This is a genomic window from Bradyrhizobium japonicum USDA 6, assembly GCF_000284375.1.
Classification (GTDB): Bacteria; Pseudomonadota; Alphaproteobacteria; order Rhizobiales; family Xanthobacteraceae; genus Bradyrhizobium; species Bradyrhizobium japonicum.
In genome coordinates this window covers 8,380,989-8,395,149 of record NC_017249.1, presented here as the reverse complement: position 1 = coordinate 8,395,149, position 14,161 = coordinate 8,380,989, and the positions used below count along the sequence as shown (strand labels likewise).

Sequence of the window (14,161 nt, the reverse complement as noted above, 5' to 3'; positions counted from 1 at the left end):
AAACACGAGGACGCAGAGAGGTCTGTTTTGGGCGCGGGATTTTGGCTGGGACACGAGCCCGTCAGAGCGTTGCCGCCGCCGCTCTGAAATGGTCGGGAAACCTTCCGATCGTGCGAGACTCTTATCTAACCTCACTTGTGATCCGCTCCCCTCGAGACTTTTGGAAGATATCCCAACTGCCGTTCCAGAGCAGCTAAGGTTCGACGGGCCGAATCCAATCTCGCAGTCGCCTCGACCAGGTCGGCCCATGTTTTATCCGACCGTGCAACCGCCGTGGAGCCGGTCTCAAACAGGTTGTTGTTGAGATGCGGGGCCGCTTCGCCTCGCAGGGCACGCTCCAAATCGAGCAGGGTGCTCGTCAGCGCTCGATGCGCGCACGCGTCCTCTCGTTCCAGGTTTTCCGCCACGTCGAGCGCCGCACGATAGTGTCGTATCGCTGCAACGACTCTGCTCTCGAGGTCGGGCTCATCGCTCATCTGCTTTTCTCTCCACGAATCTTTGAGCAATTTGTGTCGGTCTGAACGAGCAAAAATTGTAAGCGGAGCTTTTCTCCCATTTGATTGACTGGTTTCGCTTCGGCTTTCGCTCTGCGATCCTTGGCTTGTCAGAGAGCCGAGAGGAGACTGAAGGCGATGGAACAATCGGGGGAGGAAGCCGAAGCTGATGGCTTTGTGGGGAAGCTTACGCGCCGGACGCGTTCTGGATGCCGGTTATGGTCTGCGGAGATCAAGGGGCGCGCTGTTTTCGAGAGCATGAAGCCCGACGCCCGGGTATGTGATGTCGCACGGCGTTATGGTGTGAAGGCCCAGCAGTTGACGACGTGGCGCAGATTGGCGCGTGCTGGCCGGCTCGCATTGGTCACGGACGACGCGGCGGATTTCGTGTCGATCGAGCTGAGCGATCCAGTGGCGTCAGGCAAGAGCGAGGGCCCGTCGAGATTACGATTGGCAAGGTTTCGGTCCGCCTGGATGCGGACGTGTCGGCGGTGCGGATCGCGGAGATCGTGACTGCGATCGAGCGCGGCGCATGATCATTCCGGCGCAGGGACTGCGGATTGTGCTTGCTGTGCGTCCTGTTGACTTCCGGTGCGGGCACGACGCGCTGGCCGGTCTTGTGCAAAACACGCTTGGGCTCGATCCGCATTCGGGCCTGATCGTGGTTTTTCGTTCGAAGCGCGCCGACCGGCTGAAGATTTTGCTATGGGACGGCACGGGCCTCGTTTTGGTCTACAAGCGCCTTGGCCGCGATGGTCGTTTCGAGTGGCCGCAGATCAGCGACGGCGTCATGCATCTGACGCGCGTGCAGTTCGAAGCGCTGTTTGAAGGGCTGAACTGGAAGCGAGTGGGCGAACGGATTGTCGCGACGCCAGCTGCGGCGAACTGACTCAGACCCGACAACCTGTTTCGCGCGGGGCTTTGGGATGATAGCTTGCGGATGTGCCGCCGTCCCCCATTGATCCCGCCCGTCTTGCAGCGCTGCCCGCCGATTTGCGCGCGCTCTTCCGCGCGCAGGAAGCGATGATTGAAGCCGAGCGTCGTCGCGCAGACGATGAATGCTCGGCGCGCCTTCATGTCGAGAGTGAACTGGCTGCGTCCAAAGAGAGCGTCGAACGCCTCGAACTGCTCGTGAAGGAGTACGAGCGCGCACGTTTCGGTAAACGCTCGGAGAAGTTCAATCCCGATCAGATGCAACTGGTTCTCGAGGACATCGAGATTGCCATCGCCGAAGTCCAGGAACGCCAGGACGATCGTGCGCGCCGCGCCGGCACGGCGCCGTCCAGCGGCCGGACCAGGCGCGCTGCCCGTGCCTTTCCCGCGCACCTGCCGCGCATCGAGCAGGTGATCGAACCCGAGAACCTCGAGTGTCCCTGCGGCTGCGGCCGGATGGTCCAGATCGGCGAGGATCGCTCCCGCCGTCTCGATGTCATGGCCGCCCAGTATCGTGTGATCGAGACGGTGCGACCGCGCTACGCCTGCGCAAAGGGCTGCACCGGTGTTGCTCAGGCGCCGGCGCCCGCCCATCTCGTGGAGGGTGGCATCCCCACCGAGGCGCTGCTGGCGCAGGTGGCGGTCGCCAAGTTCAGCGAGCACATGCCACTCTATCGTCAGTCGCAGGTTCTGGCTCGGCATGGCATCTTCATCGATCGCGCCGTTCTGGCAGACTGGATGGGAACGGTCGCCTTCCACCTCGCGCCGCTGGTCGAGCGCATGAGCGTCGTGATGAAGCAATCGGGCCGCTTGTTCATAGACGAGACCAGGGCGCCTGTGCTCGATCCGGGCCGGGGCCGAACGAAGACCGGCTATCTGTGGGCTGTCCTGCGCGACGATCGCGGCCACGGCGGCGCTGATCCACCAATCGTGGTCTACCACTACGCGCCAGGACGCGGTGGTGACCATGCTGAGCGCATCCTCGAGGGCTTCGACGGCATCCTTCAGGTCGACGGATACCAGGGCTATCATCGGCTCGCACGGCCCAAGCGCAAAGGCGGCGTGCCGCTGCGGCTGGCCGCATGTTGGTCCCACTCAAGGCGCAAGATCATCGCAGCGACTCCGAAAGCCGGCTCACCCATCGCCGAAGCCGTTCTCGCGCGCATCGCCGCACTCTATGCGATCGAGAAGGAGATCCGTGGCGCCGACGCCCCGGCTCGGCAAACGACCCGTAACGAGCGATCACGGCCGCTCGTCGCTGAACTCGACAGGTTTCTGCGCGAGCAAGCCGCTCGCCTGTCGCCGGGCAGCGAGATGGGCAAGGCGATCGCCTATCTCCTGAACCATTGGGATGGCCTCACCTTGTTTCTCGACGATGGTTGCGTTGAGATGGACACCAATCCCGTCGAAAATCAAATCAGGCCGCTGACTCTGACGCGTAAAAATAGTTCATTTGCTGGTCACGACGAAGGTGGTCGTTCATGGGCGCGCATAGCTTCGCTCATCGCCACCTGCAAAATCAACAGCGTGGAGCCCTACGTCTGGATCAAAAATTAGGCGGCTTACAGGTGGCGGGCGAGATGATGCGCCGGCTCGTACGACGAGCCGAGCATCGAGCCCGGTATGCCGTCGTTGCTGGATGCGCTCCGTCTCGGCTTTCCGTTCCCAGACAATACTGCCCTTCCACGTACGCCCTTTCTTTCTCTGCCTGGGAACCAGCCGGTCGTTTGGATGCCGCCCACGTCTTTCTCATCGCCGCGTTCGCGATAATCAGCGACGCCGACCAGCGTCTCTCCGATAGAACCTGTTTTCGCCGACGCAGGCGCGCATGTCGGTGCGCCGGAACCAGATGGCGCGTCCGCATCGCAGCGGTGGATTGCCCGCAATAAAGATGACCTGCTCGTCGGTTCGCATGCGCAAGACATCATGCGGCAGCATCAGCGGCCGGCGCGCGAGCTGCTTGGACCGCGTCCGGGAGGAACCCGACGTCTGCGAGGACCGGCTCAGCTGATCGACCTCGACCGTCGTGTCGCCGCAGCGCTTGGAGATGTAGTCCGCCGTCTCGGGGTCGTTGATCGCCGAGAAGGAGATCCAGGATGCGCTTTCGAACCACTTGCTGGTGGCATCGCGGCCGCCATAGGCCTCGCGCATCTGGCCGATTGACTGGTAGAGCATCAAGAGGGTGATGCCGTATTTGCGCCCCGCATCACGCGCGGTTTCGAGAATGCGTAAGTAGCCGAGACGCGCGACCTCATCGAGTAGGAACAGGGTCCGGCCGGTCACTTCGCCATTGCGATTGTAGATGGCGTTGAGCAGCGAGCCGATGATGACGCGGGCGAGGCCGGCATGGTTCTCCAGGGTCTTCAGGTCGAGATTGATGAAGACGTCCGTCCGGCCCTCCGCGAGCTCGGCCGTCGTGAAGCTCGATCCGGACACCAGGGCGGCATAGTTGCCATAGGAGAGCCAGTGGGTTTCCTTCACCGCATTGGCGTAGACGCCGCTGAAGGTCTCTGGCGTCATGGCGATGAAGGGCGCGACATTCTCCTTCACGAATCCGGACTCGGAGTTGTCGTAAATCGTCTGAAGCCGCTGGCGCAACTTCGGCTCCGGCTCCGACAGGTTGGCGCGGACCTGGCGGAGGTGCTGATCCTTCTTTTCCGTATGACCGGACAAACAGACATCGGCGATCAACGCCGTCAGCAGTTGCAGCGCCGAGGCCCGAAAGAAGTCATCCCGCGCCGAGCCCTGGCGCGGATTGTCGGTCATGATGAACATCCCTCGTTTTGAAAAGGAAACCTCATGTCTGAAAGTCGAAAGCCCACGCACGATGCCTTCGCTGTGGCCGGTGACGGCCGAAATTCTACATGGACGCGGATCGGCGCCGCTTGGCCGAACGATGACGGCAAGGGTTTCAATATCGTGATCGCGCCCGGCTTGGCCGTTTTGGGTAAAATCGTGCTGCGCGAACCGAAGCCCCAGGCCGACCAGGAGCCTGACTAGTACCCACTTTTCTTGGAACGTGAGTCGTGATTCAAGGTCGGGATGATACCCGAAGCAAGAGAAGTCCACCTTTCGAGGAAAGATCGCAAGGTGCTTGAGGCGTGCTGTCGCTCACCGGTGACGTTGCAGCGCGATTTGAAGCGGGCGCGGATAGTTCTGTTGGCGGCGGATGGGCGCAGCACCCGGTCGATCGCCAAGGAAGTTGGGGTCCAGCCGCGGATTGTCAGCCTTTGGCGGCATCGCTATGCCGACCATGGCCTTGAAGGGCTGCAAGACAAGCCGCGGCCTGGCAAGCAGCCGATCTATACGAAGACGACCGACAAGCGGATTCTGAAGCTGCTGGATAAGCCGCCACCGCAAGGGTTTGCGCGCTGGACCGGCCCCCTGCTGGCCGAGGCGCTGGGCGATGTCGATGTCCAATATGTCTGGCGGTTCCTGCGCAGCCACAAGATTGACCTGGTGGCTCGCAAGTCCTGGTGCGAGAGCAACGACCCGAACTTTACGGCCAAAGCCGCCGATGTTGTCGGCCTCTATGTCGCGCCGCCGGCGAAGGCCATTGTGCTGTGCGTGGACGAGAAGCCCTCGATCCAGGCTTTGGAGCGAGCGCAGGGTTATCTGAAGTTGCCCAATGGCCGCGCCTTAACCGGCCAAAGCCACGATTACAAGCGGCATGGCACCACAACATTGTTTGCGGCGCTCGAAGTCGCCACCGGAAAGATCATCGCGACCCATTCAAAACGCCGGCGCCGCGTCGAGTTTCTCGATTTCATGAACAGCGTCACCGCGACTTTTCCGAACCGCAAGCTTCACGTCATCCTCGACAACCTCAACACCCATAAAAAGAACGAGGACTGGCTCAAGGCCCACCCCAACGTGCAATTTCATTTCACGCCGACAAGTGCGTCATGGCTCAATCAGGTCGAAGTATGGTTTTCCATCTTGCAGGGGCAGTCGCTCAGCGGCACCTCCTTCACGAGCCTCAAGCAGCTTCAGGAACACATCGATGCCTACGTCAACGCATACAACGACAGAGCCGAGCCCTTCGTCTGGACCAAGAAAAAGGTCCGTCAACGCCGTTTCAAAGGCCGCCGTATCACTCAGCTCTGATTCCGGGTACTAGATTCGATAACCTGTTTTGTTGAGTAGCGTGATGGTCAAGGTTGCCAAGCCCCGAGCCATGGCTCGATCGCGTCCTCGGCGGGCTTGAACACCGGGATGTGGTAGTTCGAGCGCATTGATGTGACGCGCTCGCGGGTCCAGCGATTGCCGTTGCCGGTCTTGAGGCCGTTGCGATTGAGGAGGCCGGCAATCAGATCGTCGCTGGCGATCAGCACCAGTTGACGCACGGCCTGGACGATATCGGCAGAGGTGCTGTTGCGCTGTCCGCGCCGGCGCTTCGGCAAGCGCAACTCGCTGTGGGCGCCCCCCACCCAATGGACGATGAGAACGATCTCCGAGGCCGCGTCGTCGATATCGGCCACGACCTCATGGATGAGGGTGCGCACAATGCGCTTCTTGAGGCGAGCATCCGTCGTCGGCGCATCCCAGACCGTTTTGAGGTTCGAGGCCAGAACGCCGAGCGAGACTGGATCGGCAAGGGGTGCGGGCGTGGCCGCATCATGCATGGCGATCTTGGCCTCAACCTCCGCCGCGTGAGCGAGCGCCCTGTTCCAGCGCGCTTCCAGCTCACTGGCCACCAGCCGGTTCGCGGGATCAGCGGCATCGTATTGCCGGAAAGCCCTGTCGGCGGCATAGCGCGCCGCTTCGAGGTCGCGACTGAGAGCATCGCGTACCTGATCGCGCCGTTCCCTGGCTCCCTTGGCGGCAGCGGTTGCGGCGGCGACAGCGCCCGGACCGACGACTCCAAGCAGCGATTCTTCGATGGCGTCATCGACGCGCAGTCCGCCGAAGGCGATGCAGTGGGCCCAGCCATTATCCATCCAGGCACGGTTGCAGCTGTAGCGCGGGATATGGTTCTCCATGCCGGAGTACCGGAGTGTGAGCTTGCGACCGCAGCGCTTGCAGCGGATCAGACCGGCCAGCAACGCGTCACCATGGTTGGGCGCGCCGTGATGCCGACTGGTGGGAACATTGCTGCTGACCATGGTGCGAATCGCCTCGAACTTCTCCCAGCTCACATACCCTTCGTGAGTGTTGGGCTTCAGCGTCAGCCATTCGTTCCGCGCCTTGCGGCGGATCTTCAGGCTCACGCCAGCGGTGCTGTATCCCGCCGCCACAGCTGTCTTACCATAGGCATAGGCGCCGCCGTAGACCGGGTTCTCAATGATCCGGTGGATGGCAGAGTAGTTTGGTCGCCGCCAGGCCGTGTCGCCGTTGGTCTGCTTCACCGGCAGATCGAGATTGTACTCATGGAGCCAGCAGAGCGCCTGTCGCGCGCTGCCCAGTTCCTCGACCTTGTCGAACACCAGCTTGATCGCCTCCTGGACACGCCGATCCGGGTCTTTCTCATAACGGTCGCCGGCCTTCACGAAGCCGACGGGCGCTGTCACAACCAACTCGCCCCGGCGCGCCTTCTCGTAGCGGGCCGAGAGCGAGCGCTGGCGCAACAGATCCAGCTCGTACTCGTTGAGGCTGCCCTTGAGCCCGAGCAGCAGGCGGTCGTTGCCGTGCCTTGGCGCATAGATGGTCTCTTGATCGACCAGAACGGTATCGACCACGCGGCACATCTCGATGAGTTGCTGCCAATCCCGGCTGTTGCGGGCGAAGCGCGAGACCTCGCGGGCGCAAACCGCACCAACCCTGCCGAGGCAAACCTCCGCCACCATTCGCTCGAATCCGGCGCGTTGTATGCCGCCGGCGGCTGAACGACCATCTGACGACGGACAATCACGGACAAGCTCCGTTCGTACGGCGCTGCGAGGGCGAAGATGGGCTTTCACGTCGAACATCGCCAGCACAAAGCTCTCAACAATTGGGCCGAGAATTCTCATCAGCCGACGCGGCGGCGCGAGCGGATCATGGAGCGTTTCAAATCGTCCCGTCAGGCTCAACGGTTTCTGTCAGTTCACGATCAGGTCGCGAACCTTTTCCACATCCCCTATTCTGGAGCCGTCACTGCCGACTTCCGTCGTGCTTCGCGCGGGCGAGCCTTTGCGACTTGGCGCGAGATCTCCGCGACAAGCGCTATCGCCGAATCTCGAACCTTTGAGAAGCGCCTCCTTCGGCTCGCGGTCGATTAAGTTGACGATGCCCCGCTGCCTCCAGCAGCACGCCAGGCGCGATGGAATTGCACCCCACGGTGATCCGGGTTTTCCTGTGAATCGGGGAGAAGCGCCCTACGTCAGCTACTCGTCAGCCAGCCAGTCTATGCAGACTGGCTGCGCACTCTCGACTTTATCGGAGGTGGAATATGACAGGCATTGGCCGAGCTGGTAAATCGCACGTTGGGCCCGCAGGAGCCGACAGCGCATGGGGATCGAGTAGTTCGAGCCCGGAGCTCGGTCCCGCCCCCGGGGAGGGCGGGCAATCTTTCGACTCTGTCGTGGAGCGGATGCGCTCCGGGCCTCGAGATGGAACGGCTCCGCTCGTGAGCCTGCCACCAGCTTCGGCGGTGGCAGTCCAGATTTCCTCAAGTGGCGACGGAATCAAGGCAGCGAAGCAAAAAATGCGCAGCCTGCTTGCGGGGCTTGATGCTTCTAAAAATGCAGCCACACGAGCCCGGAACCCGAACCCGTCGGAGGCGCAAGAGCTGATCGATCAAGTCGTCAAGGCAGGCTCGGAAGTTCTGGGCTATTACGCGAGCCTCCCCCCGGACATGGCGCGGGGGCTTCTTTCCGACGGTCGGGCTCGCCGACTCCGCGAGGAAACTATCGCTGCGGGAAACGAATGCGACATCGTGGCCACCTGGATTATCGGCGACCTGGAGAAGAGCAGGAAGAAAGCAACAGCCTTGCTCAAGAATATGCGAGTTGCCAACGCTCAGCCTGACCAGCTGAGCCGAGCGGTATCCAGCGTGGCGAAGCACTACGAGGCCTGCATGGAGGGGTGGGGAAAGAAGGCATTGCGCATGGAACGGATGCAGTCCGTCTGCGCGGCCACCGCCAACTTGCCGAGCACCACGCCCGAGATGCGGCAGGCCGAAGAGGCCGCACTACGCCTGCAGACCGGCTGGGCACTTTATACGAAGTGCGTGTATCTGCAATCGCAGGTTGCTCTTGCTCAGCTTCTAATTGAGTCGCGGGCGAGCACGTTCGAACCAGCTGTAAGCGACGCCCTCATGGGTGAGGATGGGCGGGTGCGTCTGCTCGGGACCTTTATCGAGGATGTTTTTCCGGCATTTAACTCGGCGTCCGAAGCCGTTCTGAGCAGCAACGGAGCGGCACTCGACGCAGACCACTGCACCGTTCTGGAAGGAGTCATGGAGCGGCTTTCGGAATTTGCCTCAGGGGTGCACGGAATCGTTACCAGGCTAAGGGACGCCGGAACGGATGCCGACCTTCCATTAAAACTGTTGGGCCAGATCGCGGATGGTGCATGGGTCACCGCGGACGACGTCACGCGTCTTTTGGACGTGCAGCCAAAGACGCCCGCCGTGATTGAGCCGACGGCCCGGACTGCCGTAGTGGTTGAGGGGGGCGCGGCCCGCAGGGCGGGGAAGGGCAAGCGCGCACCGGCCGCAGGCGAGCGAAGTTCGGCGGCCGGGCCGCGCGAGCCGCAGCTCGCCACGCCCGACGCTGCCACGGCCCCGACAGTCAAGGTGATCGTACTCTCGGATCTGGGTACGAAGAAACTCGCGAGCGCGGAGGAGGCGGCACTCGCGAGGGCGTCATCGTCGGCGACCGGGCACCTGGAGATATTGCAGGCTCCGCCCTCCAGGAACGCACTGACCGGATTACTCAAGCGATTGGACGAACTTTTGCAGTTCGATCTGCCGGCTCAGCAAAGCGCGGTCTCGCAAGCGCGCCACGGGAAGCCCGAGGACGCCGATCACGCCGTGGATCTCGTCGTTAAGCGCCTGCAGACACAGGCCTCCGAGATTGAGGCCAGTGTAGCCGCGCTGGAGGAGCCTCGCCGACGTGTCCTACTCACGCCTGCGCAAGTGCCGGAAGTGCACGACAAAATAGCCCGGCTCAAGGCGATGTTGTCCGAGGTGCAGGGACAGGCAAACTCTTTCACGGCGCAAAAGGCGGTGATCACGATCGATTGCATGAAGACCTACGCGTTTCCGTCCCAGAAGTATCTTGAACAGTTGCGAGCGGCCGGGGAGTTGGCGGCTGTGAATTCACCGCGCGCCTTGAAGGATGATCCGGGGACACTGTTCGAGATCAAGCTGCAGCCCAAGGCCCTGCGCAATGGCGCGACGCCAAGCCCGATGTGGGTGCACATCCATACCAAGCGGCCGGTACATGCCAGGCAGTTGGCAACGCTGAGCGATGCCGGGTTCGCCGCTTGCCACGTGAAGTCAAATGACCAGCGCGGCTACAATCAGGACTGGCAGAGCGCTCGAGCTGCGACGGGGCGCGAGAACGTCGTGATCCACCGCGGCAAGCTCACGCCGGCGTTCTGTAGGTCCTTGTTGCGCACCGCAGCTGGCGGCCAGCCGTGGCATCCCCTTCCCGAGGCGGAGCACGCGTCGATGCAGTTCGCGCGCCTCGGGATGTAGTTACCTGGGTGTCCCGCGCCAGAGCGTCGCTGTGGTGACACGATCAAGTGGACCGTTTCTCACCGAGAGGAAATCCTCGATGAGCTCGAAGCCGGCGCGGGCTTCCTCGAACAGATCGACAACAGGGTCCGATTGAAATTCGATCGGGAGCGTCGTGACCCCAACTTCCTTTCCCTTGGCAGCTGAACCGTCAAATGCCGGCGATGTGTCGTCTCAAGTCCAGGCGCATGCGATCAGCGCTCCAGGCTCTTCATCTTCGAAAGTGAGTACACATGAAATTCGTCTCAATGAATCGGGGGGGGCAACAAACGGATAGCGTGGACGCGCAAGATGCCTCTCCAGCCGACTCGTCGGCAGAGGCGGCGGCCTTTCAGCGGCAGCTGAGCGAGGTCGCTGTCCTGTCCGCTCCCGTGCTCATGCAGGTCCGCGCCTATCAAGCGGATGCATCGCGATCTGAGGCGCGACCCATCGTGCGGGCGAGCGGGCAACCATATACGCCGGCTCCGCACGGTGAAGGCGGTGGAACGACGCTGAATGCGTCGGCGCTGCCGCTCGGCCATGCAAATTTGGTTTTCGCAGGAAGCGGCATGGATCCTGTTTATTCCGACGATGCGTCTCTTATTGAGGGGCTCGGGCCGGCACTCTTCAAGGCTGGGGCCTCCGAGCGCACCGTCAGGCGCAATGTACGTTGTCTTCTCGGATTGGGGCATTGGCTCGTAAAGAACGGAAAGCCGGGCATTGCTGCCCGGCTTTCCGAAGAGTCGCTGGTCGAGGATGCCCTGGAGTTCGGCAAGCAGGAGGGGCAGGCCATCGCTACGCCACTGGTTCATCTTCGAGCCTCCCAATCGCCGGGCGGCATCGCGCCGATTGCAAGCCGGGTTGAGCTGAATCCCTATTCCCAAGATGCGGATCTCATCAAAGGGTACAAGGAAGATGCAGCGTCAGGCACCGCCAACACCGTCAGGAAGTATGCAACTCTTCTTATCGATTTCAGTGATTACCTCCGTGAGAACGATAAGCCCGGCATTGCTGCTCGACTTGGCGACGGCTCGCTGGATAATGATGTCAGCCAGTATAAGGAGGCGGACCCCCGTGGCCGCAGAAAAGCCGGGGCCGCACTGGCTCATCTCCTGAGGTCGCCGGCGGGTGCTAGAGCGATCGAGCTCCGGCCTCATATTCGCCCCGTTCCTGATTTCGAAGGCGCGGTTCGCGCTGAGCCGAGCCGGACCCGGGCCGCGACTGCACAGCACAGCTCGAGCGGAGCTATCAGCTGGCCGGAGACTCTGCCTGCGAACCAGCAGGATCTGCTTTTGGAGACGATGGACGGACCCAGCTCCTCGCCGCCTATCGAGACAATTGCGCACCATCAACAAGCAGCGGATGCAGGAGGGTCTTTTCGTGACTTGAACTTGCCCCGCGCCGACCATGGGGTTTCACCGCCGCATGGCCTGGCATTGGATGCTGCAGGGTCCCTGAACTGGCGCCACCATGACGACGAACTGACGGATAAACGTCACAGGAACCCGCTCGGGCCAGGCGAGCAGGTTCTCGTCATCAATGAGCATGATATAGGGGAGTTGAGATCAGCGAAGAGGCAGAAGACGCTAAGCAATCCGCAGGGCGTCGCCGTTGAGCGGCAGCTGATGCAGACGCCATCCCATCAACTGGCGGCGTCCCCATCGCAGATGCAGGCTCCGATGCTGTCGCAAAACGAGCTGATCGGCGAGCCGCTCTCGGGGGAAGACGCGGAGCTCTTGGCGAGGTTTCGTGTAGACGCCAAGCGGCGCAAGCTCACCCCAGGCGCCATCAATAACAGTGTTTCCGGGCTTGGGAGATTTGTTCGCTGGGTCAACGCAGAGCATGGGGGGTCCGTAGCTTCTCGGCTACGAAAAGGTACACCGCTGGATGAGGAAATTGCGGCGTACCGGAGATTGGGCCGTGACCCCCAGCACCGCATTACATCGGCCCTGGATGTTCTCCGGCGGCTCTTGCGTGGGGGTGAAGAAGCCGAAGCTCCCGAACCCCGCGTCCTCGGTGCCCCACGTCGCCTGGTTCCTCATCCAGAAGATGCGCCCCTCATCGAGGGCGCGCTGAGCCAAGCTCTGAAACATGTTAAAACTGCGAAGGATAAGGGGTCTGCGCAAAAGCGGGCGACACGTCTTCGCGCGCTGAGTGCGTGGCTTAAAGGGAATCGCAAAGGGAGCATCATCGGGCGACTTAACGGCTCTAGCAAGGAGCAGTTAACGCTGGACAACGATGTGCTGGCGTTCCAACGGACCGGAGGCGCAAGATACCGTCCCGATTTGTCGCATCTTCGCAGCTACTTAAAACTCATCGAGGCGAACCGAGAGCTGGGGCTGCCAGGCCCTGAGCAGCCGAGCTCGCCGGCCGCGTGGGGCGATCGGCATCCCGGCTCGGCGCAGGATCTTCCCTCAACGCCGGCAAGCCCAAGCGCGGGAGCTTGGGTTTGGTTGGGTGAACAGCTGCACGAACCAGCATCACCATCCAGGCCCCCGTCACATGCTAAGGGCAGGCTTGAGCCATCTGTTGATCTGAATGCGCCGACGCCGTCCGAGTTGCGCGACGATGCTCATTTTGCGCCAGCGCATCCTGCCAGGGCCCGTTCAGACACCTACGCTGGTCTTGAGCCATTTGTTGATCTGAATGCGCCGACGCCGTCCGAGTTGCGCGACGATGCTCACTTTGCGCCGGCGCATCCTGCCAGGGCTCGTTCAGACACCTACGCTGGTCTTGAGCCATTTGTTGATCTGAATGCGCCGACGCCGTCCGAGTTGCGCGACGATGCTCATTTTGCGCCAGCGCATCCTGCCAGGGCTCGCTCAGACACCTACGCCGGTCTTGAGGCAGCGGTTAATCCGAATCCGCGCACACCATTCGAGTTGCGTGACAATGCTTGGGCCCCGGCGCCTGACTTTCGGCCGCTGTTTGCCGGGCCAGTACCGGGGCATCACCAGGGCGCTCGACAGCCCGGCTCGCCGCAGGGGCTTTCTCCGGCGCCAGCCTTCTCGGATGATGAAGCTTTGGCGTGGTTGCGCGAGGAGCTGGCGCGACGGCAGATGCAAGAACCGGCCTCACCATCAACCGGCAGGGCTCCCTCAGACATCTACGGCGGCCTTGAGTCATTGGTGCATCTGGATGCGCCCACGCCGTGGGAATTGCGCGACGATGCTCACTTTGCGCCGGCGCCCGCTGCCAGGGCGCGCTCGGACACCTACCGCGGTTTTCCATTGGTTGATCTGACTGCGCCCACGCCGTCCGAATCACGCGACGATGCTAATTCTGTACGGCCGTTTCCGATCACCTCCGCCAACGCTCAGATCGGGGCTTTAGATCCGACAGTCTCGTCTCACGGCCACGGGCTGGTGCTCGAGGACACGGAATGGCTGGGCGACGAGCATATCGACAGGGATTACCGGCTCCAGGAGCAGGATTTGCAGAGGAACGATCCGGATCTCGCCGCCCGGACGCGGTTCGTGAATCCCCTCATCGTCCTAAATTATCTGGGCTCTAACGACGATGGCGTCGTGCAAACCGAGTTCCAGCGCATCGTCCATGATGATGAATTTAATGATACAGCCGACTTCCTGTTCCTGCCCGTGATTAATGCCAACCCTGAAGATCCTAATAACCTCGGCAACCATTGGTCGCTGCTGTTCGTTGATCGCAGTGACCGGGGGCAGCCGGTCGCCTACCACTACGATTCCTACAGGGGACTCAACAAAAAGCATGCAGAGCATCTCGCAAGTAGGCTGCACCTCCGCCTGGAGCCAGCCGGCATGGCCCAGCAGCAGAACACTTATGATTGCGGCGTCTTTGTCGTGGACGGGACGCGGGCGCTGGTTAGGCAATTGGAGCAAGGAGGGCAGACAGTCCACCTGGACCAGCTCGTCGTCGATCGGCAGGCACTGCAAAACCGACTCAGGGGCTGATGTCGCCGTGGGCGAGATAGAGTTGGCTGTGAATCGACGCTGAACATTGACCCCCGTACGCGCGAAGTCAATCAAGTACTTGGGACGCCGATCGGCGTCCGGACCCCACACGATGACATAATTGCGGTCGGCGCCCGCGGGACGAAAGGTCCGCTATCTTC

Annotated in this window: 8 protein-coding genes and 3 pseudogenes; 7 read left to right on the top strand and 4 right to left on the bottom strand. The window is 61.9% G+C overall.

Annotated features, from left to right (window positions below):
- Positions 1-131: 131 nt before the first annotated feature.
- A complete protein-coding gene (locus tag BJ6T_RS38855; RefSeq protein ID WP_011084509.1) occupies positions 132-476 on the bottom strand; it encodes a hypothetical protein in 345 nt (114 codons plus the stop codon).
- 156 nt (positions 477-632) lie between these two features.
- Here BJ6T_RS38855 and BJ6T_RS44720 point away from each other — a divergent pair, with 156 nt between their 5' ends.
- From BJ6T_RS44720 to tnpC, 3 genes are read left to right on the top strand one after another with little or no spacing between them, the layout of a single operon-like run.
- Positions 633-1,007, top strand: a complete 375-nt coding sequence (locus BJ6T_RS44720) for a transposase (protein WP_011084671.1) — start codon at positions 633-635, stop codon at positions 1,005-1,007.
- A 19-nt stretch (positions 1,008-1,026) separates the two neighbouring features.
- Positions 1,027-1,383: an IS66 family insertion sequence element accessory protein TnpB gene (tnpB, locus tag BJ6T_RS38850; protein WP_011090953.1), complete on the top strand. Its 357-nt coding sequence runs from the start codon at positions 1,027-1,029 to the stop codon at positions 1,381-1,383.
- 53 nt (positions 1,384-1,436) lie between these two features.
- The gene (gene tnpC, locus BJ6T_RS38845) at positions 1,437-2,984 is read left to right on the top strand and encodes an IS66 family transposase (RefSeq protein ID WP_014497998.1); all 1,548 of its coding nucleotides are present in this window, start codon (positions 1,437-1,439) and stop codon (positions 2,982-2,984) included.
- A 213-nt stretch (positions 2,985-3,197) separates the two neighbouring features.
- Here tnpC and BJ6T_RS38840 read toward each other — a convergent pair.
- Positions 3,198-4,199, bottom strand: a pseudogene (locus BJ6T_RS38840) (type IV secretory system conjugative DNA transfer family protein); the annotation flags it as partial.
- A gap of 270 nt (positions 4,200-4,469) precedes the next feature.
- Here BJ6T_RS38840 and BJ6T_RS38830 point away from each other — a divergent pair.
- The gene (locus tag BJ6T_RS38830) at positions 4,470-5,534 is read left to right on the top strand and encodes an IS630-like element ISRj1 family transposase (protein ID WP_011084514.1); all 1,065 of its coding nucleotides are present in this window, start codon (positions 4,470-4,472) and stop codon (positions 5,532-5,534) included.
- 47 nt (positions 5,535-5,581) lie between these two features.
- Here BJ6T_RS38830 and BJ6T_RS49900 read toward each other — a convergent pair whose 3' ends face one another.
- Both BJ6T_RS49900 and BJ6T_RS49895 read right to left on the bottom strand, forming a co-directional pair.
- Positions 5,582-6,532: a recombinase zinc beta ribbon domain-containing protein gene (locus BJ6T_RS49900; protein WP_502221196.1), complete on the bottom strand. Its 951-nt coding sequence runs from the start codon at positions 6,530-6,532 to the stop codon at positions 5,582-5,584.
- Positions 6,533-7,336, bottom strand: a pseudogene (locus BJ6T_RS49895) (recombinase family protein); the annotation flags it as partial.
- On the opposite strand from BJ6T_RS49895, the pseudogene BJ6T_RS38820 reads away from it, so the two are divergent.
- The 3 genes and pseudogenes from BJ6T_RS38820 to BJ6T_RS38810 form a co-directional block, all read left to right on the top strand.
- A pseudogene (locus tag BJ6T_RS38820) lies at positions 7,265-7,616 on the top strand (DDE-type integrase/transposase/recombinase); the annotation flags it as partial. The pseudogenes BJ6T_RS49895 and BJ6T_RS38820 sit on opposite strands and share 72 nt — an antisense overlap.
- A gap of 181 nt (positions 7,617-7,797) precedes the next feature.
- Entirely contained in the window at positions 7,798-10,050 is a 2,253-nt protein-coding gene (locus BJ6T_RS38815; protein ID WP_014497994.1) for a T3SS effector XopP-like protein, read from the top strand.
- A gap of 272 nt (positions 10,051-10,322) precedes the next feature.
- Positions 10,323-14,000, top strand: coding sequence for a Ulp1 family isopeptidase (locus tag BJ6T_RS38810; protein ID WP_014497993.1), 3,678 nt, complete (start codon positions 10,323-10,325; stop codon positions 13,998-14,000).
- Positions 14,001-14,161 lie beyond the last annotated feature (161 nt).